Genomic DNA, 25,389 nt, shown 5'->3' on the forward strand with positions numbered 1-25,389 from the left:
TAGGTTCAAGGCTTACTCTATCTAGAGTTTATGGGTATAAATTGGAGGGAGTCTTAAGATGATTTTTTACAGCTGTTATATGATTTAGGTTTGAGGGCTGGCGTTAGTGATGCAGTGATTATGAAGCTAGAGGCATAGAAACAATAAGAATAGCAGAGTAGAGCTAACTCGATAAACAGAGCTAAGCCTGTCATCGAGTCTGGATTTTATCGGTTAGCTTATCAGCAGAACCGCATCACCTTCACGGATAACCCCATCGTTCAATACCCGACAGGTGACACCACCGCGCCAATCTGGTGTTAGTGCAGCTTCGAGTCCGGCATGGGAAATTTCCATCTTCTTACACGGATCTGTCTCGCCGGTGATCTCCAACTTGAGGTCACCTATCTCTAGTATCTTGCCTACATGTGCTGGAGTAAAACTCAGGCCTTCAACCAGTAAGTTAGCTCTACGAGTTGTCCAAGGTAGCATGGTATCAAGCTCACAACAGACGTTCAGCCATTGCTCTTTAGACATGACAGTGACTTGTCGCTTACCTGGTCGGCCGAAAAAATCTTGTTCGACACCATGGGAGCAGGTGACATTTGCCTTAGTAACGAGTGTCATAGGCTGTTGCTTAATGGGTTTAAATCCGATGGCAATAAGTGTCGACATAGATGATTCCTTTATATGTTTATGTCAGTTAACTTCAGAGTCCTTTCTGTATTAGATACTGATAAGGCGTTTTATCTGTGCTGCTTGAGATTAGTTTATGATCCATGAATTCACAGAAGCTGGGAATATCTCGTGTAGTGGCTGGATCGTCTGCAATGATCAGCAGGGTCTCGCCGGCTTCCATTTTACGTACTGATTTACGCACCATCATCACAGGCTCCGGACATCTGAGTCCAATAGCATCAAGGTGATGGTCGGCTTGATTCATGCCATCGATAATCGTATCACTCACTCGGTCGCTCATAATTCCTCAACCATATATCTGCCATCGAACCTACTGCAATTCAGAGGTGAGGCGTGCTTGTAAAGAGTGACTAATATTACTCCAGCAAAAAGCTTTATCCAAGCTCTGAGGGGGATTTTGTGAGACTAGATTAATTCGTGAGGGCAGCGAGTCGTGCCTTGGTTATTAGTTGTAGCTGCTCAGGCGCCAGTTCAATGTCTAATCCTCGCTGACCGCCGCTGACATATATTTGTAAGTGATTCTCTGCACTAATATCTATGTAGGTCTTTAGGGTTTTCTTCTGTGCTATTGGACTGACACCTCCCAATTTATAGCCAGTAGATCTTTGCACATCATCGGCATTGGCCATGGCGGCTTTCTTAGCTTGCGCTGCCTTGGCTATGAGTTTCATATTGAGTTTGGAGTCGACGGGAATAATGGCAACCACAAGCTGTTTGCCATCGAGCTGAACGACTAATGTCTTAAACACTTGTTCAAGCTGCAAACCTAATTTTTCTGCCGCTTCTAGCCCATAAGAGTCACAACCAGGCTGATGGTGATATTCATGTATGACGAATTCTATTTTGGCTTTCTTTAGTGCATTGATTGCTGGAGTCATGCTTGCCTCTGCTGCTCGCAATAAAAGTCATTTAGCTTTAACTTCATCACCAGTACTTTCACTCCGTGATAGGTCACCTGTTCGACGGCCTTCCAGCCCATCTTCTTATACAGGCCACCTGAATGATCTTCTGTTTGTAGATAAAGTTCGCTTACCTGATGTTGTCTGGCTAAATCTAAGATGCCATTAATCAGGCACTGACCAATGGCTTTTCCTCTGTGAGCCTTATCGACGTAAACGCCGCCGAGCCAATGCGATGTTTCAGGGTAAGTGGTCATCTCCTGAAATCTTAGCTGAGCTGACGCTATGACTTGGGTGCCGCAACCTTCATCTTGATGTGTTGCTAAGAGTATCTGGGGTAATTTGTCGCGATTAAGGTAATCCTTTAGTTTACTTTCCAAGGTTAAAGTCGAGCGACTAGAGTCATTGGCCCCCTGGTTCAAAGTAGGAGTACCCCATTCATCATTATACCATTTGGCTATTTGCGGAATCGCCTCGGGTTTATCTGCCAGTAATACCAGTTCCATCTCTCGGCTCCAAAAAATCTGCGAGTCCTAGTTTTGACAGGTTACTCACTTTTGGTCAAGAGTCATTTTTTTAAGAAGGAGTAACGCTAGACTTGATATAATATCTGTGTGTTTTTATAAAAATGTTCCACGTGGAACATAAACAACAATGTCTTATTTTGTGTGGATACTAATGTTTTCTAAGTATTATATGCTGAAAATTTAGATCCCACAGCCATAGCTGTTGTGTTGCTCGCTTGTTTCTGGTTTGTTAATCTTTATTGGTTGGTAAGGGTTGTTTAGGGGGAGGAGAAGAGTAAAATCACTCAAAATTGTTAGCTATTAAATAAAGGATTATTAAATGAAGCAATCCCTTGCTCTACTTATCTCTATCTCATTATGTGCATGCTCTGCTATTCCAGTAAAGAAGGAGTCTGGAAGAGTGGATACAAATTTTGATTTTGGTGCACAAAGTGCGTCAGTGGATAAGAAAATTGCCATCGTAAAACCAACAGGTGTATTTACTGTGTATCAACAGATGGTTTCAAATCAAAATTCAATGCTTGTTAACCTTGGGGTACGTCAAGAAAGAAAAGACTCATTTGTTCAGGTCAGAGATCATTATAATCAAGAGGTAAGAAAAGCATTTCAAAACGGAGTTGAAATTTTGATTACTCGAAAGGGTTTTACATATACCGGCCCTTATGAGACTTTTGATGAGATCACCTATGGTGATAAAAAGAATAGTTATTTGGCGATTGTACCTAAATTTGATATAAAAGTCGGTAAGGCAGATGTGAAAAGAAAGTCTTTTTCTTCTTATGCGCAGGAGAAGGGATTCATAAAAATAGATGGCTCTTTTGTACTTAAATTTATTGAGCCATTAACGGGGCAAGTCATGGCTCAGAAGCGTGTGGATTTAAGCAGCCTTAATATTGCAGAGCCCTATATTACGCAATGGGAAACTAAAGCTAGTGGTGGAGGGTTAATATCCGGAGCTATTGGTGGAGCAATAAAGCACGCTAGTAAGCCTGATGTTTTGGTTGATAACGTAGAAAAAGCTTATGCTAATGCAATGACCAAGTTTTACCAAGGCTCAATGAAGCAACTAGTAAAGTATGTCTCAACTGAAGAAATAAATAGCTTTGAAGCAGATGTTAAAGAATTGAAGGGAATTAAGCGGTATTAATTATTATTCCTGAATAAAAAGGCCAGCATATGCTGGCCTTTTTATTATGAGACGGCTAGTTTATGAAACTTATTAAGGTCTTTCGAATATCGTTGCTATACCTTGACCTAAACCGATACACATGGTCGCCAAACCATATTTTGCATCTTTGCTTTCCATCAAGTTGATAAGTGTTGTAGAGATACGAGTACCAGAGCATCCTAATGGATGACCTAGGGCGATAGCTCCGCCATTGAGGTTAACCTTCTCATCAACCACATCCATCAGACCTAAGTCTTTCATACATGGTATAGATTGGGCTGCGAAGGCTTCGTTGAGCTCGATAACATCGAGATCTTCGATGGTAAGACCTGCGCGTTCCAGTGCTTTCTTAGTTGCCGGAACAGGACCATAACCCATGATGGCGGCATCACAACCGGCGACGGCCATTGAGAGGATGCGAGCACGGATTGGTAAGCCTAAGGCCTTGGCTTTCTCTTCTTCCATAACTAGCATGGCAGATGCACCATCTGACAGGGCTGAAGATGTACCCGCTGTAACTGTGCCATTAGCAGGGTCGAAAGCTGGTCTAAGTCCGGACAGAGACTCCATGGTCGTTTCAGGACGGATAACTTCATCATGCTCAACCGTGATTAAGGCACCATTGGTATCATGACCTTCGATTGGGTGGATCTCATTGGCGAAGCGACCTTCGACAGTGGCTGCATGAGCACGTTTATGTGAACGTACCGCAAATTCATCTTGCTGCTCACGTGTGATGCCGTGCATCTTACCTAGCATCTCAGCCGTAAGACCCATCATGCCCGATGCCTTAGCGACATTACTGGCAAGACCCGGATGGAAGTCGACACCATGATTCATAGGCACATGACCCATGTGCTCGACACCACCAACGATGAAGGTATCACCTTGGCCTGTCATGATGGCGCGTGCGGCTTGATGGAGAGCATCCATAGATGAACCACACAGGCGGTTAACGGTCACGCCGCCAATCTGCTTAGGCAGACCCGCAAGCAGTGATGCGTTACGGGCGATATTGAAGCCTTGCTCCAGAGTCTGCTGTACACAGCCCCAAATCACGTCTTCTATGGTGTTAGGATCCAGTTTAGGATTACGCTTAATCAGAGCCTTCATTAGTTCAGCTGAGAGGGTCTCTGCACGTACATTTCTAAATACTCCAGCCTTAGAACGGCCCATGGGAGTACGGATGCAATCTACGATAACTGCTTGTTTCATTGTTTTATTCCTTCCCACTTATTTAGACTGGTAGTAGCTGCCATTGTTTGCGGCAAGTTCACGCATGGCATCTGTTACTTGATATAGGCCACCTAAGTGAGCATATTTATCGGCGAGAGCGACGAAGTTTGCGACGCCCATGGTATCTATATAGCGGAATACACCGCCTCGGAATGGTGGGAAACCTAGACCGTAAACCAGACCCATATCCGCTTCAGCAGGTGAAGCGATAATGCCTTCTTCGAGACAACGCACGGTTTCTATGATCATAGGGATCATAGTGCGGGCGATGATCTCATCGGACTCGAATTGCTTAAGTTCGCCAAATTCGGCACCTAGCAGTTCATAGCTAACGGCATCGACATCTTTCTTCGGCTTGCCACGACGGTCGACAGAGTAAGCATAGAAACCTTTGCTGTTCTTCTGACCGAAGCGTTCAGCTCCGAACATGATATCGATAGCATCTTTGCCATCTTTCGCCATGCGATCCGGGAAGCCTTCAGCCATAACGGCCTGTGCGTGATGACCCGTGTCTAAACCGACAACATCCAGTAGGTATGCTGGGCCCATAGGCCAACCAAACTGTTTTTCCATTACCTTATCGATAGCGGCGAAATCACCGCCATCGGCGAGTAGGCCACAAAAACCTGCAAAGTAAGGGAACAGCACACGGTTAATGAAGAAGCCAGGACAATCATTAACTACGATAGGTGTCTTACCCATCTTGCTGGCGTAAGCGACTACAGTCGCAATCGTCTCTTCCGAGCTGTTCTCACCACGAATAATTTCAACCAGTGGCATCTTATGTACCGGGTTGAAGAAGTGCATGCCACAGAAACGCTCAGGCTTGTTTAGCGCCTTAGCTAGCAGGTTTATCGAGATGGTAGATGTATTAGAGGTGATGATGGCGTCGTCGGCAACATGCTGCTCAACTTCGGCCAGTACCATAGATTTGACTTTAGGGTGCTCGACAACGGCTTCGACGACAAGGTCGACATCTTTGACCGGAGCATAGTCCAGAGTCGCTGTGATGTTGTTAAGTACCTTAGCCATCTTCTCTGGTGTAGAGCGACCACGTTTAATTTGCGCTGCAAGCAGCTTAGATGCTTCACCCAGACCTAAGTCCAGAGCTGGCTGTGCAATATCTTTCATGACGATAGGAGTGCCTTTACTGGCACTCTGGTAGGCGATACCGCCACCCATGATGCCTGCACCTAGTACGGCAGCCGTGTCGACTTTCTTAGCCAGTTTACCGGCCTTCTTAGCCTTACCTTTTACTAGCTGATCATTGAGGAAGATACCGATCAATGCCTGAGTCACATCTGTCTTGGCCAGCTTAACAAAGGCCTGATGTTCTATCTTAAGGGCTTCATCTCGCCCAAGGTTAGCGGCTTTTTCTATGACGCTGATGGCTGTCATAGGTGCCGGGTAATGCTTGCCCGCTATCTTGAAAACCATGCCTTTGGCAGTGGCGAATGACATCATGGCTTCTAGCTTAGGCAGTGTCAGTGGAGCCTGCTTTCGAGCGCGGCGAGTCTGCCAATCGAGTTTTTCTGCGACTGCATCCTTGAGCATCTGAATGGCTGAAGCTTGTAAATTTTCTGGGGCAACGATTGCGTCGATAGCGCCGACTTTAAGCGCCGCTTCCGGACGTTGGTCTTTACCGCTAGTGATCCACTCGAGCGCGTTATCCGCACCGATTAGACGTGGCAAGCGAACCGTGCCTCCAAAACCTGGAACCAGTCCTAGCTTAGACTCAGGTAATCCCACTCTTGCTGTGGTATCGGCAATACGGAAGTCGGTAGCTAGTACGGTTTCGAAACCGCCACCTAGTGCAAAGCCGTTGATGGCTGAGATAGTTGGAAAGGGAAGATCTTCTAACTTATTAAATACGACATTCGCTTCAGCTATCCAAGGGAGTAGCACACTATCGTCTTGGGCGAACAAGCCTAAGAATTCAGTGATGTCGGCGCCAACGATGAAGGCGCCTTTACCTGAAGTCAGGACTAGAGCTTGGATGTCTGAATTTTGCTGGATTGCATCGAGTGCAGCGTTAAGAGAGTTAATCGTTTCTCTATCTAACTTGTTGACTGAACCCGGTGCGTTAAAGCATAGCCGAGCGATATTATCTTCAAGTAACTCAACCTGAATCGTAGGACTTTGGTAGATCATTGCTTGCTTCCTTTTGCGTGATACCCGTCGTGGTTTTTCTATCTCAGCGCAGGTCATCATCTGACCACTTGTTACTCAGTGTGCGACGAATTTAAACAAATTACAACACCCAATTTAAACGCTTGTTTGACTGCCTCTTGGGTGGCGGTATTTTTAAGCTTTATGTTAGACTGTTTTTAGATACTAAACAGGCATAAATAGTCTAGTTAAGTGGTACTAAAAAGCGAGTCAGACACTTATTTATACCTTATTTAGTAATAAGTACAATTAACAACAGGACATAGCTCATGGATAAGCTCGCTAGCCATTACCTTGCTCACATCGCAGAATTGAACCGTCGTGTGACGGATATCGTTACCCGAGGGAATTTATCTGGCCTAGTGATCCATTCTGGTCAGCCTCATCGCCAGTTTTTAGACGATATCGATTATCCCTTTAAGGTCAATCCACACTTTAAGGCCTGGTTACCCATCTTGGATAATCCCCACTGCTGGTTGCTAGTTAATGGTCGGGATAAGCCGCAATTAATCTTCTATCGTCCGGTAGATTTTTGGCATAAAGTTGCCGATGTTCCCGATGCATTTTGGAGTGAGCATGTGGAGATTAAACTGCTAACCAAAGCCGACAAGGTTGCCGAGTTGTTGCCAAGGGACATCAGCAAATGGGCCTATATAGGTGAGCATTTAGATGTTGCCGAGGTGCTTGGATTTAAGACCAGAAATCCAGATGCTGTGATGAGTTACCTTCACTATCATAGAGCGACTAAGACCCAGTATGAGCTCGAATGTATGCGCCGTTCTAACGAGATCGCTGTACAGGGTCATGTGGCTGCTAAAAATGCCTTCTATAACGGCGGCAGTGAATTTGGGATCCAGCAGGAATATCTGAAGGCTTCTTGCCAGGGCGAGAATGAGGTTCCCTACGGCAATATCATAGCGCTTAACCAGAATGCTTCGATTCTACATTACACTAAGCTGGAACATGCCAGTCCTCACCCGAGAAAGTCCTTTCTTATCGATGCTGGGGCGAATTTTTTTGGCTATGCGTCGGATATTACCCGTACCTATGCCTTCGAGAAAAATATCTTCAGTGACTTGATTGAGGCGATGAACAAGGCGCAGCTTGAGCTGGTAGATATGATGAGGCCGGGTCTAAAATATGTTGATTTACATATTGAGACCCATAAAAAAATTGCCCAGATCATGTTAGATTTTAATATGGCGAGTGGAGATGTAGAAGGCTTAGTCGAGCAGGGGATCACAGCTGTCTTTTTCCCCCATGGCCTAGGTCATATGTTAGGCCTACAAGTTCATGATATGGGAGGCTACCTTCATGATGAACGCGGCACTCATATTGCCGCACCAGATGCGCATCCCTTCCTGCGCTGCACTCGTACCTTAGCCGTAAATCAGGTACTGACTATCGAGCCAGGGATCTACATTATCGACTCTCTACTCGACGGCTTGAAGCAAGACAAACGTCAGGCACAGATTAACTGGAACACCATAGATGAGTTACGTCCATTTGGCGGCATTCGCATCGAAGATAATGTCATCGTTCATGGTGATAGAAACGAGAATATGACTCGCGATTGTGGTTTAGCCTGATAGATCACCACCGGATATTTATTTATCGGTAATAGAAGTAAGGATAATTTATAATTTACACAATTGTATTTAACTCGCTTAGGGAAACTCCTATTGATTGATAGTTATCAGATCCCATCTGTCGACTTAGTCGTAGAAGAAGAGATAAAGCATAGCCGCTTTATCTCTTTTCTTTTTCACTGCCAGTCTACCGATGAGCTGAAGTGTGTACTCACTAAGGTTAGGGCGGAATATCCCGGAGCTAACCATTATTGCTATGCGTTTGTGAGTGCTGAACCTGGTAACAGCATGGCTATTGGTTCCAGCGATGATGGAGAGCCAGCCGGAAGTGCGGGGCGTCCCATGTTGGCCACTCTACAGGGTTCAAATGTGGGTGAGATAGGTGCCATAGTGGTGCGCTACTTCGGCGGGACTAAACTCGGAGTCGGTGGTTTAGTCAGGGCCTATAGTTCAGGTGTCAGACAAGGACTTATCCAGTTACAAACTCAGCTGAAACAGATCCGTTACCCGGGTCTATTGGAGTGTGAGTATAGCCAGCTTCAGGATGTAGAGTATCTGCTTAATTTGTGTGACGGTGTGATATCAGACCGATGCTTTACCGATAAGGTGCTGGTGACCTTTGAGCTTCCTAAGCGCTATCAAGACAAACTAAATACTGACTTAGCCACCATGAGCCAGGGCAAGTTAAAAGCTAATTTCGAGCTGGAGTGAGCTCTGACTTAGGTATGCTTACTCGATGATTAAGCTAGATGATTTGTCCCTGTGCTGAGTTATCGAAATGTGCGAAAATAACAAAGTTGTGCACTTTTCCTTACTCTCATATTATGGGAAGTGGCTTTTGCTAATGAATAATAAATAGGCCCTGATGCAATATAGAACGATAATAAGAATAACAGGTTTGCTTATGGGCTTGTTCTCCCTGTCTCTACTGCCGCCAGCTTTGGTGGCGGTGATCTATAAAGATGGTGGCGGAACTGCATTTATTCAGGCGTTTGTATTGAGTCTATTCCTAGGTTTCATACTCTGGTACCCCAATCGAAGGCACAAGAAAGATCTACGCACCCGCGAAGGCTTCCTCCTAGTAGTGCTTTTTTGGGGAGTGCTGGGTTCTATCGGTGCTGTACCATTTATTTTTTCCAGCCAGCCGGACTTATCTATTACAGATAGCTTCTTCGAGTCTTTTTCAGCCTTAACCACCACAGGTGCCACTGTGATCGTGGGCTTAGATTATCTACCTAAAGCCATACTCTTTTATCGGCATCTACTGCAATGGTTAGGAGGAATGGGGATCATTGTCTTGGCCGTCGCTATTCTGCCTGTACTCGGTATCGGAGGGATGCAGTTATATCGCGCCGAAATGCCCGGGCCGGTGAAAGATAGTAAGATGACCCCTAGGATAGCCGAGACTGCTAAGGCTTTATGGTATATCTATTTTTTACTGACCGTCGCCTGTGCTTTCTCTTACTGGGTGGCAGGAATGAATGTCTTCGATGCTATCTGCCACTCTTTCTCGACTATCGCAATTGGCGGTTTCTCTACCTATGATGCAAGTATCGGCCACTTCGATAGCCCGGCAATTAACATGGTCTGTGTGGTTTTCCTCTTGATTGCAGCGCTTAATTTCAGCCTGCATTTTGCTGCCTTTACCCGCCGCGGTATTAACCTCAGGGTTTATTTCAAAGACGCCGAGTTTAAGGTGCTGATTATAGTGCAGCTTGTGTTGACAGGGATCTGCTTCGCGACTCTGTATCACACGGGTATCTATGATTCACCGGAAGAGACCTTCGATTATGCCCTATTTCAGGCTGTGTCAATTTCGACAACTGCTGGATTCGGCACCGAGAGCTTCCACATGTGGCCGCTGTTTTTACCTATGTTACTTATCTTCTCCAGCTTTATCGGTGGCTGTGGTGGGTCCACAGCCGGTGGTATTAAGGTGATGCGGATGATCTTGTTACTCAAGCAGGGCTCCCGCGAGCTTAAACGTCTGGTACACCCAAGAGGCATGTTCTCGATTCGGATCGGTAATAAAGCTTTGCCTGACCGTGTCATAGATGCTGTGTGGGGATTTTTCTCTGCTTACGCCCTGGTTTTTGTTATCTGTATGCTGGCATTATTAGCAATGGGGATGGATAATATCAGTGCCTTTAGTGCCACAGCTGCTTGCTTAAATAACTTAGGCCCAGGCTTAGGTGAAGTGGCCAGCAACTATGCCAGCATCAATGATGGTTCTAAATGGATACTCTTGCTGGCTATGTTATTTGGTCGACTCGAAGTCTTTACACTTCTGGTCTTGTTTACGCCTACTTTTTGGCGGAGTTAAGGGTAAATTAAACCTTTACCTTATAGCTTTATTGGCTACATTTTTATTTAATCAGTATAGAGTGCCCATAAGTGGCCGCTTGCATTTCTACCTTCATTATTCAGGAATTATGATGAGCAATACGTTAATTATCTACTCCACCGTTGATGGCCAAACAAAAGCAATCTGTGAGCTTATGCAGGGGATCAGCGAAAGTGCGGGTGATAGCGTGACTTTGACTTCATTGGAGGGGGCCCAAGGCTTAAACCTCTCTTACTTCGATAAGATCATGATTGGTGCCAGTATTCGTTACGGTAAGCACAGGCCTGAGCTTTATCAGTATATTAATCGTCACCAAGCCGTGCTCAATGCCAAGAAAAATGCCTTTTTTACTGTGAATGTTGTTGCCAGAAAGCCGGAGAAGAACACCCCGGAAACCAACCCTTATATGAAGAAGTTTCTATCGCTTTCTTTATGGCAACCTCAGCAGCTAGGCGTTTTTGCCGGAAAGATTGATTACCCTAAGTACCGCTTCTTAGATAAGACCATGATACGTTTCATCATGTGGATGACCAAAGGGCCGACGGATACCTCTGGCACCTATGATTTCACCGATTGGCAACGAGTCGAAGAGTTCGCTAAAGCTTTCGCTGGCAGATAATTCATTAGTTAAGAATATGTAGTGGATGACCAAGGGGTGTCAATGGATACCTCTGGCGCCTATGAAATCACCGATTGGTAACGAGTCGAAGAGTTCGCCAAGGCTTTTGCCGGCAGATAATTCATTAGTTAAGAATGTGTAGTGGATGACCAAGGGGTATCAATGGATACCTCAGGTACTTATGATTTCACCGATTGGCAGCGAGTCGAAGAGTTCGCTAAGGCTTCGTCGGTAGATAGCTCTAGCTGTGATGAAAACTAAAAATGCCAGTCGAGAGACTGGCATTTTGCTGCATAAAGTTATCGAAAAGAATTAGGCGCAAAACTGCTTATGCATGATCGATATGATTTCAGTGACCTGTGAATTCTTTAGTGTGTAATACACCATCTGGGAGCTCTTGCGAGTAGATACAAGGTCTTGAGTTCTTAAAACAGCAAGATGCTGAGACAGAGCCGATTGGCTGAGGGGAACGGTATCATTTAGCTGAGTCACACTAAGTTCATTATCCAGTAGCAGGCACAAGATCATCAATCGATTAGGGTTGGCGATTGCCTTCAACCACTTAGCCGCATTCTCGGCGTTGGTCACCATAGCATCTACATCGATATCTTTTTGCATATCTGTACTCACTCTCTCACTTCACTTTCGATTAGTTTATTCTAACTTGAGCCGTTCAGCTAAGACAATGATATTAAAACCAGTTTAATTAAATATTTGTTCATTCGGCAGCAGTTGAAATCTTTGAATGCAATAAGCCTTAATAGTATTCACACCAGCTTCCACAGAGTAGGTATAGACTCGCTATTCAAGTGTTCATGAAGACGACAACGACAGATGACACAAGGGATCCCAAATCAATCATAGACTAGAGCGACAAGGATGACATTTAACATTATGTCGAGGATCTGGTTAGTCTGGTGCGATAGCTATTTAGGATAACGTTAAAGCCGCAATTGAATCATGCGGCTTGTAGATACTGTTTTTGTTATTTTTTGTTATTTTTTGTTATTTATTAAAAAGAATAACGCGATTACGGAGATAACTAGTATTGCAGATTGAAGCATATGTATGCCTGCAGCCCCTCTTATACCAGATATCCAAACGCCGAATAGCGCACTTGCAGCGTATCCACAAAATAGCCATTTATTGCTCATATTTCATTAAACCTACAATTCACTTTATTAGTTGTTATTCAATTATGGATTGAGTGAACCTAATTAATGTTGGAAAGCTCCAATCTTCATATACGCCTACTAGATTTCCATATCTGGTTTAAGTTAATCAAATTGAATTATCCTGCAGTGCTTTTAGAAAGTTAATTGATTTATGGTTAACTTAAGTAAAATTCATCATAAGTTACTTAATCGCTAGGGAGTGAATAGACTAGGGCACACCTGTTCTAGAGCTGCTCATATGTAAGGTGTTTTTTCACATCTGATGAGGAGTACAAGACTTCTGCCTAGCTAGTAAAAGTGTTTAATCGAAGAGATAACTTTCTCGAAATAGTGGCAGGCACAAGCGCGGCTGGTGACTTGGGTTTCAAGAGCGCGCTATAACGTCAATATCGCAGTGGCATTTGTAAACTTTTTACATTTGACGAGAGTAAAAAATTTTTGTCTAGCGAGTAAGAAATGTCTAATCGAAGAGATAACTTTCTCGAAATAATATTAGGTACAAGCGCTGCCGTGACATGGATGTCACGGCAGAGCTCACAGGGATAGTGCTTGAATGATATCCTATCTAAAAGCCAGTTCGCATCCTTGACTCTCGTTCATAAGCATATGGCTACGCCAAATTCACCGTGTCACAGAACCTTCTCAAAATAAAGAGTGCACATCCCTCGCCGGAGAGGCGTTAGATAACAGCTAAATCATGGTAACCAGTAAACCAACCAAACTCCAAAACCTGCCTAATGAACCCAATCCCAAAAGATATTTGAAACTGGCTATCAGGCAAGTGAGCCAAATAAACATCGACCCAAAATACTTCGACTTAGTATTTCCAGCTAATACTTCCAGAAGCCTGGATGGAACAGTACGGCTACCGTCAGTATTTCCAAACGTCCCAACAACATACCAATTGCCAGTGCCCACTTAGCCACGTCGGGTAAACTAGAGAAATTACCTGCTGGGCCTATGATGTCACCTAGTCCTGGACCTACGTTAGTTACCGCAGTTATTGCGCCGGTAAAACTAGTGGTGGGATCGAGTCCCGTCATGACTAATATGACCGAAAGTGCGATTATCACGAACATGAACAAGAGGATAAAGGTCACTAGGGATCGAACTATATCATCACCTATGGGCCGGTTATTATATCTTTGCCTAAACACGCCGTTAGGGTGGAATTGCTGTTTAAGTTGCTCACGCATGATGGCGATAGCAATCTGAAAACGGAAGATCTTGATGCCACCTGAGGTCGAGCCTGAGCAGCTACCGGCGAACATTAAGAATAGGAAGGTAACGTTGGCAAGTGCGCCCCAGGCGGTGTAATCAGTCAGTCCATAACCTGTAGTGGTGACCACTGAGACTACGTTAAAACTGGCGAGACGCATGGCATCTATGGGTTCTATCTCGCGACTACTCCAGAGCCAGAACGCTAGGCAAGATGACACTGTAAAGATGAATAGCAGGAAGCCTTTAACCTGGGCATCGTTCCATACCAGCAGAGATCTCTGCTGGATACAGTTGACGAACATCAGCATAGGTAAGCCGCCGGCTGCCATGAAAAAGATGCCGACCCAATGGGCATTATTTGAGAAGGCTGCCATGGAGCTATCGGAAGTGGAGTAGCCACCAGTGGAGAGGGTCGTCATGGCGTGATTGATCGCCTGAAACCAGTCCATGCCTGCCATATGGTAAGCAAAACCACAGAGTACCGTGAGTAAGATATAGATATAGAATAGGTTCTTGGCCATGTCTTGGGTGCGGGGAATCGCCTTATCACTCCAGTCGGATGATTCGGTTCTAAACAGCCGCATACCACCGACATTAAGAAACGGTAGTACAGCTACTGCCATCACGATAAAACCAATACCGCCCAGCCATTGTAATAGGGAACGCCAGATCAATATGCTGTGATCCATACTGTCTAAGCCTGATAAGACAGTAGAGCCTGTGGTGGTAATTCCCGACATGGTCTCGAAGAAGGCATCGGTATAATTGATGCCGTGATAGAGGGTGAAGGGCATTGCCGCAAACACACTGACTATCAGCCAAGTGAGGCTGGTCAGTAGGAACATGTCACGAATATTAAGGTTAAGCTGTTTGCTTTTTCCTTGGTGCATACAAGCTGTGGCTACCGTGGCCGTGACCAGAGATGAGATCATGAAGGCGCCAACGGTTTCTTCGCCATAGATTAGCGCGAAGATTAAGGGGATAAACATAAATACCGTCAGGGTCGACAGAAATATGCCTAAAATAAAGAGTAGTGGCCGAAAGTTCAGCATAGTAACTCAATCCTTTGAAAACAGATTAGCGGCTAACCATTAGAGTAAGCCGCAATAAATAAACAGGTTGGAAGACCTTAAAAGAAGAATGCACTCGGTTGGAAGAGTTTCTCTACTTCACCGATAAATTTCTTGTTTACCAAGAAGAGGATGACATGGTCGCCTTGCTCTATGACTGTCTTGTCATGAGCCATCAGCACCTCTTCATCTCGGACTATGGCACCGATAGTGGTACCCGGCGGCAGTTTAATATCGCCTATCTTCTTACCTACTACCTTAGAGGTCTTGGAATCACCGTGTGCGATTGCTTCAATGGCCTCGGCGGCTCCACGGCGTAGGGAGTAGACGTTACAGATGTCGCCCTGACGGATATGGGTCAGAAGAGCTGAGATGGTGGCTTGCTGTGGGGATATGGCGATATCGATATTGGCTTCCTGCACGATATCCACATAAGCCTCACGCTGGATCAGCACCATTACCTTCTTGGCACCCATGCGCTTAGCGAGCAGTGCGGCCATAATATTGGCTTCATCATCGTTGGTGACGGCAATAAATACATCGGTCTGATCGATATTTTCTTCGAGCAGGAGTTCTTGATCTGAGGCATCACCACAAAATACTGTAGTATTTTCCAATCGCTCGGAAAGCTCCTCGGCACGCTCTTGTCTATGCTCGATAAGCTTAACCGAGTGGTTGCGCTGTAGCTGTTTGGCGAGTCCCATGCCGATATTACCACCACCGGCAATCATGATATTACGGTAGGAGTTATCCAGTTTTTGCATTTCACTCATCACAGCACGTACATGACGACTATCGGCAAGAAAGAAGACTTCGTCATCGGCTTCTATGATAGTGGTTCCGCGTGGCATGATTGGGCGGCCTTGCCTGAAGATAGCTGCAACTCGAGTATCGATATTAGGCATATGTTCGCGCAGAGTGGCGAGGGCATTACCCACCAAGGGACCACCGTAATAGGCTTTCACCGCGACTAAGCTTAGACGGCCCTCGGCAAATTCTAATACCTGCAAGGCGCCAGGGTATTCCACCAGACGGCGAATATAGGAGGTAACTAATTGCTCTGGAGCAATTAGTTCATCAATAATGAATCCACCTCGGGTTCGATTATCACTCTGTTTGGTTTCACTGCTGAGAAACAACTTATCTTTAAGCGCTAAGTATTGCTCAGAGCGGATCCGGGCAATCTTAGTCGGTGTGCCAAACAGGGTATAAGCGATCTGACAGGCCGCCATATTACACTCATCGCTGTTGGTCACAGCGATCAGCATATCGGCATCCTCGGCACCCGCTTCCTTGAGTACATCTGGGTGTGCACCATGGCCGACTACGACTCGTAGATCATACTTATCCTGTAATGAGCGTAATCGATTCTTATCGTTATCCACGATAGTAATGTCGTTGTTCTCACCGACTAAGTTTTCAGCCAGTGTTCCGCCCACCTGACCGGCACCCAAAATGATAATCTTCATGGCCTTGCTTTATCCCTTTACTAGCCGAGCGTAATAGAAGCCGTCCATATTCTCTGTTCCCGGTGTGATCTGCCAGCCAATATCGTCTGGATGGGGCTGTTCACTGATAGGAATGAGTGTGGCGTCATCGGCTCTTTCTAAAAATGAGCGGATCTGCTGTTCATTCTCTTGGGGGAGAATCGAACAAGTTGCATACAGGAGTGTGCCACCTGGCTTAAGCCACTGCCAGCAATGATCTAAAATTTTGCTTTGAAGTGCGGCAAGCTCATCAATATCGGATTGTTTTCTTAGCCACTTTATATCTGGATGACGACGTATTACACCCGTTGCCGAACAAGGGGCGTCGAGTAAAATGCGATCGAACTTGTCACCTTGCCACCAGGAATCTATATCGGCAGCGTCGCCATGAACTAGCTTGGCATCGAGTGATAGACGATCTAAGTTCTGTTGCACACGCTCGAGACGCTTTTCATCGAAATCTACGGCGACCAATTGGATGTTTGCCAGCTCTAATAGATGGCAAGTCTTACCACCGGGCGCGGCACAAGCATCGAGTACTAGCTCACCATCTTTAGGTGCCAGTAACGTGGCAGCCCATTGAGCGGCACCATCTTGAACCGAGGCTGCGCCTTGGTCAAAACCTGGCAGCTGTGCTACATCTCTCGGGCTCTCGAGTAAGATAGCATCGCTACTCTTGCCGGCGGATGCAGGTATGTCTATTTCGGCTAAGGCGGCAAGATACTCATCTCGAGTCTGTGAGCGTTTATTATTACGTAGCCACATTGGTGGACGTTGGTGACTCTGTTCGATAACCTCTTGCCAGTTTTCAGGGTAAGCGGCTTTAAGGCGCTTAACAATCCAGCTTGGAGTGTTGAAGGCTAAGGTATCGTTATCTGTGGGTAGTGGTTTTTCCTGACGCTGAATGTTACGCAGTACACCATTAACGACTTTCACCAGACCTTCAAATTTAAGCTGTCGGCAGGCTTCAGCTGTTTCTGAAATCGCGGCATGACTAGGAATTCGGGTAAAGTAGAGTTGATAGCAACCTATAAGCAGCAGTTGGTGAACGATTCTCTGCTTGCCTTTTAATGGCTTACTCATGCAGTCGCTGACCAGCTTATCCAGCTGGGGCAGGTGGCGCATCACGCCGTAGCTAAGCTCTGCAAGTAGGGCCTTATCTTTACCACTCTCTAGGTGTTTCTGTTGATCTGGAAGGGCAACGGATAACGAGATTCCTTTCTCAAGAACCTGAAATGCGACTTTTGCCGCCAGTGCGCGCAAGTTCATTAACTAGCCTCTTTGTTTTTTAAGCGTGTGCCTGGGGTAAACCAATCACCGCGAGAATTGAGAATGTCACCGACACTCAAGGGTTTCTTACCCGGTAACTGCATATTTTGCAAACTCAGCACGCCTTCACCTGTTGCTATCTCTATGCCGTTCTTGTCGGCTGAGATGATGGTGCCTGCCGGTGCATCGCTAATAGATTCACTGACTTTAGCTTGTCTGATCTTGATACTGGCGTCATTGTGACTGAAGTGGCTAATAGGCCAAGGATTAAAGGCGCGTATTTCGCGCCAAAGTTGCAGTGCAGGTTTATTCCAATCCAGCTCTGCTTCCTCTTTACTTAGCTTCTTGGCGTAGTTCGCCAGAGTTTCATCTTGCTTCTCGGCTTGGAGTTCACCCTTTGCCAGACCAGTTAATGCTTGAATTAGCGCATCTGGTCCTTGTAGTGCCAATTTGTCATAGAGGCTCCCAGAGGTGTCATCATCTTGGATAGTAAGCTGAGTCTTGAGTAGCATGTCACCGGTATCCAGACCTATGTCCATCTGCATTATGGTGATACCTGTTTCTTTATCGCCGGCCCAGAGTGCTCTTTGTATCGGCGCGGCGCCGCGCCAGCGAGGAAGAATTGAGCCATGGACATTGATACAGCCGAGTCTTGGGGTATCCAAAACTACTTGTGGCAAGATTAAACCGTAGGCGACGACAACCATAAGGTCAGCATTTAAGCCGCTGAGTTCCTGCTGGGCCGCTTCATCACGTAAGGACTTAGGCTGATAAACAGGAATGTCATGTTCCAGCGCTAAGATTTTTACTGGACTCGCTTGTAATTTTTTTCCTCTTCCTGCTGGGCGATCAGGCTGAGAATAGACACCAATAACATTATGTTCAGAGTCTATTAGTGCTTGCAGGTGGCGAGCAGCGAAGTCCGGAGTACCGGCAAAAACGATATTTAATGGTTTCAAGATAAGGCTATCCCTGTTTTGCTTCTAGTCGTGCGGCTTTTTCCAGCTTTTGTTTGATTCGCTGACGCTTTAAGGGCGACAGGTAATCGACAAATAACTTGCCTTTGAGGTGGTCTAGCTCATGCTGTAAACAGATGGCTAATAAGCCATCGGCTTCGAGAGTGAACTCATTACCATCTCGATCCAGAGCTTTAATGGTGACATGTTCGGCACGCTCTATGTCGGCATAGATCCCGGGTACCGAAAGACAGCCTTCTTCGTTGGAAAAGTGACCACTGCTGGCAACAATTTCCAAGTTAATGAAGACTTTGGGTCTTTCTTCTTCATCTTGAAGATCCATTATAATCAATTGCCTATGGTAATCGACCTGGGTAGCGGCTAGGCCAATCCCCTTCTCTTCGTACATGGTTTCGAACATATTATCGATTTGAGTCTGCAGGCCAGTGTTAAACTCTGTAACAGGCTTTGCAAACGTGCGTAATCTTTCATCGGGAAAACGTAAAACTTTTAGTAAACTCATACTTAAACTCTTAACAAGTCTGTCAAATCTTTATCAGTTAGTTATACTGACTTTAGCTAATGGGTCAATTTTAATCCTTAGTGGCAATCAATAACAGCAAAAGCTCTCTATATCACCAAACTAGTTTTATCTTTCGAGTGCTTCCTGTAAGGAAGAGTTTGTCATATAGAGAACAAACAGCGTGGGAACCCCGATGAAACGATTAATTTTACTCGGTTTAATTTTATTAAATTGCTCTTTTGTGTTCGCCGATACCCTGACATTGAAATCAGGGCATCCCGACTCCTATGTGGTAAAGAAGGGAGATACCCTTTGGGATATATCTGCCCACTTTCTTAAAGATCCTTGGCGCTGGCCTAAACTTTGGGGAGTTAACCCTCAAATCGCTAATCCCCATCTCATCTATCCAGGTGACAGGCTAACCTTGGTCTTTATTGATGGTGAACCTAGGCTTGTGGTTAAACCTCATATTCGTAAGTCTCCTCAAGGCAGAATCATGGCTAAAGATTCTGCCATCCCAGCCATTGATCTCGCGTTAATCAGACCATATCTGGTTCAGAATAGGGTCGTGGACAGCGACTGGTTCGAAACCCAGCCTATGGTGTTAGGTGGTGAGAGTGACTCCAGACTCCATGTGGTTGGTGATGTGATCTATATTCAAGCTGAACTTACCATGGGGGATAAATTTGGTGTCTATAAACAAGGTCGTGAATTTAACAGCGAGGAGGGGGACTCTCTTGGCGTCGAGGTAATATTAACCGCCAGTGGTCGCGTTATAGAATCCGGTCCTATCTCCAAAGTTAAGTTACTGAGTAATTTCCGTGAAACGGTCGCTGGCAGCCGAGTGCTGCTGATCGAAGAAGACTCATTAATGTCTGCTTACTTTGTGCCTAGAGCAGCCAAAATTTCATCTCCAGCATCTGTGTTAGCCTCAGAGAAACATTATCGTGAGATGGGCAAACTCGATGTTTTGTATTTGGATAAAGGCCGTGAAGATGGCGTCGAAACCGGTCATGTCTTCTCTATCTTCAGAGATGGAGAAGATATAGTTATTAATGGGGATGGCCAGCCTGTACTGCCCCAAGAGCGTAGTTCATATGAGGCTATGTTTTCGAGCGTATCTTCGACTAACTCGATCAAAATGCCGGATATCTATCGAGGCAAGTTGATGGTATTTAAGGTGTTCGACAAGACCAGCATGGGGCTCATCATGATCAATGAGAGACCCGTGAGAGTTGCAGATAAGTTAGTAACACCGGATTCACTCCTAATCAGTGAATAAAGAGTAAGTGAATAAAGCACTATCTTTGGACTAATTAACGGCTTGGCAGGTGAAGGATTATCTGTTGATTCTGGTTCTAATTTTACTAATGATAAATTTGAGGTGAAGGAATTACCGATAAACTGGTCGATTGGCTAGTTGTTAATGCTGTACCTGGGCTAGGACCCGCCCGTATTCGACAACTGCTTAACTACATGGATGTAGAAGAACTCAGGCAGATGCTAGAGCATGAACCCGATGCTCTTCCTCTACCTGAGAGTCTGCTTAAGCGTTCACTCACTCCCGACTTTGCTCGCGTAGAGTCAGCCCTGTTGTGGCAACAAGCTGCCGATAACCATTATATACTGACTCTAGACGATCCCGACTATCCTCATCTGCTCAAGCAGATAATCGATCCGCCAACTATCATATTCGTCAAAGGAGATCTCCATGGGTTGAAATTTCCAGGCATTGCGATAGTGGGAAGCAGGGCTGCGTCACAGACTGGGCTGCAGGTAGCCTATCGGCTTGCTTCAGAGATAACGAGTCTGGGCTTTGCGGTAGTGAGTGGTATGGCCGTGGGTATCGATGGCTCGGCTCACCAAGGCTGTATCGATAATGATGGCAGAAGCTTGGCAGTTTTAGGCTCGGGAGTCGATGTTATCTATCCTCGCAGGCACAGGACAATCTATGAAGAAATTCAGCACCATGGGGCTATAGTCAGTGAGTTTTGGCCCGGTACTCAAGCTTTTGCCGGTAATTTTCCGAAACGAAACAGGATAATCAGCGGTCTATCTTTAGGAACCTTAGTGGTAGAGGCTTGCAGAAAAAGCGGTTCACTTATTACCGCTAAATTGGCTCTGGACCAAGGGCGTGAGGTATTCGCGGTTCCGGGCAATATTTTGGCTGGTCAGAGTCAAGGTTGCCATGATCTTCTTAAAGATGGGGCAAAGCTTGTAGAGAATGCGGCCGATATAATAGAAGAAGTTACAGCTTTATCTGAATTTCACCTTGAAGAACTGAGAAAGCGTCACCATATAGAGGAGGTTAAGGCCATTGATTTGCCATTTGCCTCACTGTTAGCTAGTGTAGGATATGAGACCACAACAATAGATGATGTGGTTGAGCATAGTGGAAAGGCCATAGATTTAGTATTAGAGCAAATGCTTGAACTTGAATTACAAGGTTGGGTCGCTGTAGTACCCGGTGGTTATATAAGACTAAAGAGGAGCTAGCCATGTTTGATATCCTCATGTATCTATTTGAAAACTATGTTCACAGTGAAGTAGAGTTTCTAGTGGATGAAGATGAGCTTACACAAGAGCTCACCCGCGCTGGTTTTCATCAGTCCGAGATAATTAAAGCTATCTCTTGGCTTGAACATCTAGCCGAGCTACAGGAAGGGGATACGCCTTACCTGTGTGATCATGCTCAACACTCTTTCAGAATTTATACTCAGAATGAGATGGATAAGCTTGATGTCGAGTGTAGAGGTTTTCTTCTGTTTCTAGAGCAGATAAAAGTGCTAAGCGTTATAACTCGTGAGATGGTTATCGATCGTGTTATGGAGCTTGATGAGCCAATGTTAATATTGGAAGACCTCAAGTGGGTAGTGCTTATGGTGCTATTTAATGTACCAGGTAATGAGTCTGCCTATGAAAAGATGGAAGATCTTATCTTTGAGCAGCCAGATGGTCGATTACATTCATAATTATCTCTTCACTTCATGTGACAAAAAGAAAGGAGGCTAGGCCTCCTTTTTTGTGTCCGGAACACTTATGTCTATTTGCCATGGATGGAAATAAATAGACTTTGTACATGGACCTCTTTGATTCATAAGAGTTATCCCCGAGCGCAGGGATAGCGTTAGAGGGGATTTGTGTCCGGAACACTTATGAAAATTTACCATGGATGGATATAAATGTTCGTTGTGTCCGGCCGTAAATGTTCTTGGCATTTCCCGCTGGTGTAACTCGGACCTAAGCCCATAAATGAGCTTAGATCCCTGACTTATTAATAATGCTTGTGAGCACCATCTTTTATCAGGTGAAGCGGAGCTAAGTAATCACGATAGCTGTAGCGGTTCTGTTTGTGCAGTCTAGGCTTAGCTTGATCTTCGCTATCATCAAATTGCTCTGCTCGAGCCCCTAGCCAGCTGCTAAATTCATCTTGATGTTGAGTCAATTCTGCAAGTAACTCTTCATAGCCCTCGAAGTAGTCAGTTTTAAGATACTGACTCAGCTGAACGAAGTCTTTGTGGTAGTTCTCGGCCAAGAATCGAATTGCCATATAGCTCCAGCTATAAGTTCGCTCCAGGCCGTCTTTATATTCAGTGGCGAAGATCTCTTCCAGGCTTGGCGCCTCATCGAGTTTCTTTTTCACAATGCTCAAGGTTTTGGCGTTGTCATCACCCTTAGAGATGTATTCGGCTAATCCTTCTGACCACCACACCATCTTTTCCGGGAAGTGACCGAAGCCGCCATACTTGATGAAGTGTCCGTCTAGATAGTGCACGTACTCGTGATTGAGGTTCCAGATGGCGAATTCAGGTTGTATCCAGAACTGGCGGTAGGCAAAGAAAGTCGCCTGGTTGCCAGGCTTAGATGGTGTGCCTTCTATATACATGCCACCGTTGTCAGTGCTGATATCGAATAACAACTGGCCGTAAGCGTTATATTGACTCCAATTTTTGAAGGCTATAACTCTGAGTGCATCATTAAAATCGTTAGCCGTTGGCTGATTATTGGTTTCTAATAAAGTATGAAAATTAGATTCCTGAGAGGTGAGCTTAGTACAGCTGATGGCCAGTTCCTGCTCGTTTAAATCCTGTGCCAGAATAAATAGGCCATCAGTACAATGATGCTCGATAGGCAGTACTTCGCTTAGCTCAGGGATGCGGCAGATATCACTATTTTTCTCACACTCTTCTAATCCTGCAAATGAGTTCACGTGATAACCTAAGGTATAGGCGTCCTTTGCAGCATCGCCTCTGACGCTTATATCTTGCCTCGCTATATCGGCTACGGCCTTATCTAAAGTTGCTTCATCTTCAGTGGCGTTAGCATCTTCACTGGCAGGTAGCGCTAAGCGATATAGGCCTAGTGCCCAGTAAGCATTACGCTTAGGCCAGTCTTTATCATTACGTATGCTGTTATCTGAGCCAGAAAAAGCCAATAAGGTCTTATCCAACTCTAGACCTAGTAGTAGCTTGTTAAGCTCACCCTCACTATCTTTTCTCGCGACATTGAGCAGTAATCCGTAAGCCCTTAGTGTTTCCCATAGGGCATAATCATTTTCTTGATCACTGGGACTCTTAGCGAGTTGGATGAATTGATTATCGAGAAGAGGAATTAATCTTGCTAGTGCACTCGCTTGCTCGTTATTGGCGTAGTAGCGATATAGAGTGACGGCAAACTGCTCTTGAAGTCGGGCAGATGAAACAAAAATCTCACTAGATGCTAAATTGCTTAATCCAGATGTTAGCAAGGTAAAGCTATTGTCATCTAATTCATCTACTGGGCCGAAGTAGCTAAAAGCTCTTAAATAGTAGAGTAGGCTATTGGCTTCAGACAAACTGGCTGTGGTATTTAATCTGGCTGCAACTTGTTCGAAGGCACTTTGAGTGAGTAGCGGGCTACTGGCGTCGAATAGACTTTCGTCTGATGCTTGAGTAATTTTCTGTAATAGACTCGTGTCTGTGATGATTTGAGGTGAGGTACTACAGGCCGATAGTCCTACAAGAGCTGGGAGGGCTATCGCAAGAGCCAAAACTGACTTGCGCAACATAAGATTCATCCTATTGTATTTTTGCATACAATATACTTACATTGTTTATATAAACCTAGTGTTAATTATTTCCCTGTACTGGCTTTGCTTGGTAAAATGACTAATACCCGATTTAACTGAGAACCCCATGTCTAAAATAGATGATCAACTGTTTAGTTCCCATGAACACGCATTAGAGAAAGAGTATGAACTCTGCCCTAAGTGTGGCAGCGAGCTATCGGTTCGGCATAGTAAACATGGTGGGTTCATTGGGTGTAATAGCTATCCAGTATGTGATTACACCCGGCCGCTAGTGCAACATGAGTCAATTGAGACTCAAGTTATTCCAGGTTCAGAGTGCCCCGAGTGTGGCCATGAACTGGCGGTAAAATCTGGACGGTTTGGTATATTCATTGGCTGTACAAATTACCCCGATTGTAAGCATATCGAAAAGCATGATCAGGAAGAGCCGGAAGATCAGATTGCTTGTCCAAGTTGTAATACCGGAAAAATAGAGCATAGAACCAATAGATTTGGTAAAGGCTTTTATGCATGTAGTGGTTATCCTAAATGTAAGTTTTTAGTTAACTACCCACCTGTAGCCGAAGCCTGTCCCGAGTGTGATTTTGGTATTCTAGTCGAGAGGAAAGGGGCGGCAGGATCTCGCTTGGAGTGTCCGAAGAAGACATGTAAATATAAAAGAGCAATCTAAGCTCTCTGTATAATCCCGCCAGTGAACTCTACTTAGTGGTGGGGTAAGTTCTTTCATGGCTAAATTTAAACCTTATTAAATATTATTGAAGGTAGCTATACATGTTGCAGTTAGATCCATCAGAAACTTCTGAGGTGATTGAAAACGGAGGTGTGATCGCCTATCCAACCGAAGCCGTGTATGGCCTGGGCTGCGATCCTGATAATGATGTGGCGATAGAGAAGTTACTCGCGTTAAAACAGCGCCCTTGGCAGAAGGGTTTGATCTTAGTCGCCAGTGATTACTCTCAAATTGCGCCCTACCTTGATGACACTCAGTTGACTGAAAAGCAGTTAGCATTTGCTTTTTCCAAATGGCCCGGCCCCTTCACATTCATCATGCCTATAAGATCCGATATTTCTAAGTTGCTCTGTGGCAACTTTAATTCATTGGCGGTTAGGGTCTCGGCTCATCCTGGAATACAAGCTATCTGTAACAAGCTGGGTAAACCACTGGTGTCTACCAGTGCTAATATTACTGGCCAACAACCTGCGATGAGTGTGGATGAAGTGACCATGCAATTTGAAGGTGTGATCGCTGGGGTTGTCACCGGGAAGTTAGGCTGTGAGGCTAACCCTTCGACAATTATCGACGCCCTCAGTGGCAAGGTCTTACGTTAAGCACTTAAATAAAAGCACTTAAATAAAAGCAGTTCGATAAATCCTCTTAGCTAGAAGACGCG

At 45.2% G+C, this 25,389-nt stretch carries 23 protein-coding genes; 10 read left to right on the forward strand and 13 right to left on the reverse strand.

Annotated elements, in window-relative coordinates; all coding sequences use genetic code 11:
- Nucleotides 1-213: 213 nt before the first annotated feature.
- The 4 genes from SVI_RS00185 to SVI_RS00200 all read right to left on the reverse strand — a co-directional run bounded on the left by SVI_RS00185 (nt 214) and on the right by SVI_RS00200 (nt 2,083).
- Nucleotides 214-654, reverse strand: coding sequence for an MOSC domain-containing protein (locus SVI_RS00185; protein WP_013049332.1), 441 nt, complete (start codon nt 652-654; stop codon nt 214-216).
- Between the two features lie 34 nt (nt 655-688).
- Nucleotides 689-922, reverse strand: a complete 234-nt coding sequence (gene tusA, locus SVI_RS00190; RefSeq protein WP_013049333.1) for a sulfurtransferase TusA — start codon at nt 920-922, stop codon at nt 689-691.
- A 166-nt stretch (nt 923-1,088) separates the two neighbouring features.
- A complete protein-coding gene (ybaK, locus tag SVI_RS00195; protein ID WP_013049334.1) occupies nt 1,089-1,556 on the reverse strand; it encodes a Cys-tRNA(Pro) deacylase in 468 nt (155 codons plus the stop codon).
- On the reverse strand, nt 1,553-2,083 hold the full coding sequence (locus tag SVI_RS00200) for a GNAT family N-acetyltransferase (protein WP_013049335.1): 531 nt from the start codon (nt 2,081-2,083) through the stop codon (nt 1,553-1,555). The genes ybaK and SVI_RS00200 overlap by 4 nt, the downstream gene beginning before the upstream one ends.
- A gap of 340 nt (nt 2,084-2,423) precedes the next feature.
- On the opposite strand from SVI_RS00200, the gene SVI_RS00205 reads away from it, so the two are divergent.
- The gene (locus tag SVI_RS00205) at nt 2,424-3,251 is read left to right on the forward strand and encodes an HpaA family protein (RefSeq protein ID WP_013049336.1); all 828 of its coding nucleotides are present in this window, start codon (nt 2,424-2,426) and stop codon (nt 3,249-3,251) included.
- A 72-nt stretch (nt 3,252-3,323) separates the two neighbouring features.
- Here SVI_RS00205 and fadA read toward each other — a convergent pair whose 3' ends face one another.
- Both fadA and fadB read right to left on the reverse strand, forming a co-directional pair.
- Entirely contained in the window at nt 3,324-4,487 is a 1,164-nt protein-coding gene (fadA, locus tag SVI_RS00210) for an acetyl-CoA C-acyltransferase FadA (RefSeq protein ID WP_013049337.1), read from the reverse strand.
- 18 nt (nt 4,488-4,505) lie between these two features.
- On the reverse strand, nt 4,506-6,659 hold the full coding sequence (gene fadB, locus SVI_RS00215) for a fatty acid oxidation complex subunit alpha FadB (RefSeq protein ID WP_013049338.1): 2,154 nt from the start codon (nt 6,657-6,659) through the stop codon (nt 4,506-4,508).
- Between the two features lie 287 nt (nt 6,660-6,946).
- On the opposite strand from fadB, the gene pepQ reads away from it, so the two are divergent.
- From pepQ to hemG, 4 genes are all read left to right on the forward strand, one after another.
- The gene (gene pepQ, locus SVI_RS00220) at nt 6,947-8,266 is read left to right on the forward strand and encodes a Xaa-Pro dipeptidase (RefSeq protein WP_013049339.1); all 1,320 of its coding nucleotides are present in this window, start codon (nt 6,947-6,949) and stop codon (nt 8,264-8,266) included.
- Nucleotides 8,267-8,359: 93 nt separating this feature from the next.
- Nucleotides 8,360-8,977, forward strand: a complete 618-nt coding sequence (locus SVI_RS00225; protein ID WP_013049340.1) for a YigZ family protein — start codon at nt 8,360-8,362, stop codon at nt 8,975-8,977.
- A 154-nt stretch (nt 8,978-9,131) separates the two neighbouring features.
- A complete protein-coding gene (locus tag SVI_RS00230; RefSeq protein ID WP_013049341.1) occupies nt 9,132-10,589 on the forward strand; it encodes a TrkH family potassium uptake protein in 1,458 nt (485 codons plus the stop codon).
- A gap of 112 nt (nt 10,590-10,701) precedes the next feature.
- Nucleotides 10,702-11,229: a menaquinone-dependent protoporphyrinogen IX dehydrogenase gene (hemG, locus tag SVI_RS00235; protein WP_013049342.1), complete on the forward strand. Its 528-nt coding sequence runs from the start codon at nt 10,702-10,704 to the stop codon at nt 11,227-11,229.
- Nucleotides 11,230-11,541: 312 nt separating this feature from the next.
- Here hemG and SVI_RS00240 read toward each other — a convergent pair whose 3' ends face one another.
- From SVI_RS00240 to def, 6 genes are all read right to left on the reverse strand, one after another.
- Nucleotides 11,542-11,847 (reverse strand): ArsR/SmtB family transcription factor, encoded by a 306-nt coding sequence (locus SVI_RS00240; RefSeq protein WP_041419530.1) that lies wholly within the window; start codon nt 11,845-11,847, stop codon nt 11,542-11,544.
- A 1,387-nt stretch (nt 11,848-13,234) separates the two neighbouring features.
- Nucleotides 13,235-14,677 carry a TrkH family potassium uptake protein gene (locus SVI_RS00245; protein WP_013049345.1) on the reverse strand — a complete coding sequence of 481 codons (1,443 nt, stop codon included), beginning with the start codon at nt 14,675-14,677 and terminating at the stop codon, nt 13,235-13,237.
- A gap of 77 nt (nt 14,678-14,754) precedes the next feature.
- Nucleotides 14,755-16,164, reverse strand: coding sequence for a Trk system potassium transporter TrkA (gene trkA, locus SVI_RS21300; RefSeq protein WP_013049346.1), 1,410 nt, complete (start codon nt 16,162-16,164; stop codon nt 14,755-14,757).
- 9 nt (nt 16,165-16,173) lie between these two features.
- Nucleotides 16,174-17,451, reverse strand: a complete 1,278-nt coding sequence (gene rsmB / locus SVI_RS21305) for a 16S rRNA (cytosine(967)-C(5))-methyltransferase RsmB (RefSeq protein ID WP_013049347.1) — start codon at nt 17,449-17,451, stop codon at nt 16,174-16,176.
- Nucleotides 17,451-18,410, reverse strand: coding sequence for a methionyl-tRNA formyltransferase (fmt, locus tag SVI_RS00260; RefSeq protein WP_013049348.1), 960 nt, complete (start codon nt 18,408-18,410; stop codon nt 17,451-17,453). The genes rsmB and fmt overlap by 1 nt, the downstream gene beginning before the upstream one ends.
- Before the next feature lie 7 nt (nt 18,411-18,417).
- Nucleotides 18,418-18,930: a peptide deformylase gene (def, locus tag SVI_RS00265; RefSeq protein WP_013049349.1), complete on the reverse strand. Its 513-nt coding sequence runs from the start codon at nt 18,928-18,930 to the stop codon at nt 18,418-18,420.
- Between the two features lie 181 nt (nt 18,931-19,111).
- Between def and SVI_RS00270 the strand changes: the two genes are divergently transcribed.
- The 3 genes from SVI_RS00270 (at nt 19,112) to SVI_RS00280 (ending at nt 21,902) form a co-directional block, all read left to right on the forward strand.
- Nucleotides 19,112-20,212 carry a LysM peptidoglycan-binding domain-containing protein gene (locus tag SVI_RS00270; protein WP_013049350.1) on the forward strand — a complete coding sequence of 367 codons (1,101 nt, stop codon included), beginning with the start codon at nt 19,112-19,114 and terminating at the stop codon, nt 20,210-20,212.
- A gap of 194 nt (nt 20,213-20,406) precedes the next feature.
- Complete coding sequence (gene dprA, locus SVI_RS00275) at nt 20,407-21,426, forward strand: DNA-processing protein DprA (RefSeq protein ID WP_013049351.1); 1,020 nt, start codon at nt 20,407-20,409, stop codon at nt 21,424-21,426.
- 2 nt (nt 21,427-21,428) lie between these two features.
- Nucleotides 21,429-21,902: a DUF494 family protein gene (locus SVI_RS00280; protein ID WP_013049352.1), complete on the forward strand. Its 474-nt coding sequence runs from the start codon at nt 21,429-21,431 to the stop codon at nt 21,900-21,902.
- Between the two features lie 302 nt (nt 21,903-22,204).
- On the opposite strand, the gene SVI_RS00285 is transcribed toward SVI_RS00280, so the two are convergent.
- A complete protein-coding gene (locus tag SVI_RS00285; RefSeq protein ID WP_041419532.1) occupies nt 22,205-23,977 on the reverse strand; it encodes a collagenase in 1,773 nt (590 codons plus the stop codon).
- 127 nt (nt 23,978-24,104) lie between these two features.
- Between SVI_RS00285 and SVI_RS00290 the strand changes: the two genes are divergently transcribed.
- Complete coding sequence (locus tag SVI_RS00290) at nt 24,105-24,668, forward strand: DNA topoisomerase family protein (RefSeq protein ID WP_013049354.1); 564 nt, start codon at nt 24,105-24,107, stop codon at nt 24,666-24,668.
- A 101-nt stretch (nt 24,669-24,769) separates the two neighbouring features.
- Complete coding sequence (locus SVI_RS00295; protein ID WP_013049355.1) at nt 24,770-25,327, forward strand: L-threonylcarbamoyladenylate synthase; 558 nt, start codon at nt 24,770-24,772, stop codon at nt 25,325-25,327.
- Nucleotides 25,328-25,389: the final 62 nt, after the last annotated feature.

Source organism: Shewanella violacea DSS12 (genome assembly GCF_000091325.1).
Lineage (GTDB): Bacteria > Pseudomonadota > Gammaproteobacteria > Enterobacterales > Shewanellaceae > Shewanella > Shewanella violacea.

Coding starts and splice junctions, on each gene's coding strand:
- SVI_RS00185 (WP_013049332.1), bottom strand. CDS start 654: ATGTCGACACTTATTGCCATCGGATTTAAACCCATTAAGCAACAGCCT.
- tusA (WP_013049333.1), bottom strand. CDS start 922: ATGAATCAAGCCGACCATCACCTTGATGCTATTGGACTCAGATGTCCG.
- ybaK (WP_013049334.1), bottom strand. CDS start 1,556: ATGACTCCAGCAATCAATGCACTAAAGAAAGCCAAAATAGAATTCGTC.
- SVI_RS00200 (WP_013049335.1), bottom strand. CDS start 2,083: ATGGAACTGGTATTACTGGCAGATAAACCCGAGGCGATTCCGCAAATA.
- SVI_RS00205 (WP_013049336.1), top strand. CDS start 2,424: ATGAAGCAATCCCTTGCTCTACTTATCTCTATCTCATTATGTGCATGC.
- fadA (WP_013049337.1), bottom strand. CDS start 4,487: ATGAAACAAGCAGTTATCGTAGATTGCATCCGTACTCCCATGGGCCGT.
- fadB (WP_013049338.1), bottom strand. CDS start 6,659: ATGATCTACCAAAGTCCTACGATTCAGGTTGAGTTACTTGAAGATAAT.
- pepQ (WP_013049339.1), top strand. CDS start 6,947: ATGGATAAGCTCGCTAGCCATTACCTTGCTCACATCGCAGAATTGAAC.
- SVI_RS00230 (WP_013049341.1), top strand. CDS start 9,132: ATGCAATATAGAACGATAATAAGAATAACAGGTTTGCTTATGGGCTTG.
- hemG (WP_013049342.1), top strand. CDS start 10,702: ATGAGCAATACGTTAATTATCTACTCCACCGTTGATGGCCAAACAAAA.
- SVI_RS00240 (WP_041419530.1), bottom strand. CDS start 11,847: ATGCAAAAAGATATCGATGTAGATGCTATGGTGACCAACGCCGAGAAT.
- SVI_RS00245 (WP_013049345.1), bottom strand. CDS start 14,677: ATGCTGAACTTTCGGCCACTACTCTTTATTTTAGGCATATTTCTGTCG.
- trkA (WP_013049346.1), bottom strand. CDS start 16,164: ATGAAGATTATCATTTTGGGTGCCGGTCAGGTGGGCGGAACACTGGCT.
- rsmB (WP_013049347.1), bottom strand. CDS start 17,451: ATGAACTTGCGCGCACTGGCGGCAAAAGTCGCATTTCAGGTTCTTGAG.
- def (WP_013049349.1), bottom strand. CDS start 18,930: ATGAGTTTACTAAAAGTTTTACGTTTTCCCGATGAAAGATTACGCACG.
- dprA (WP_013049351.1), top strand. CDS start 20,407: ATGGATGTAGAAGAACTCAGGCAGATGCTAGAGCATGAACCCGATGCT.
- SVI_RS00280 (WP_013049352.1), top strand. CDS start 21,429: ATGTTTGATATCCTCATGTATCTATTTGAAAACTATGTTCACAGTGAA.
- SVI_RS00285 (WP_041419532.1), bottom strand. CDS start 23,977: ATGTTGCGCAAGTCAGTTTTGGCTCTTGCGATAGCCCTCCCAGCTCTT.
- SVI_RS00290 (WP_013049354.1), top strand. CDS start 24,105: ATGTCTAAAATAGATGATCAACTGTTTAGTTCCCATGAACACGCATTA.
- SVI_RS00295 (WP_013049355.1), top strand. CDS start 24,770: ATGTTGCAGTTAGATCCATCAGAAACTTCTGAGGTGATTGAAAACGGA.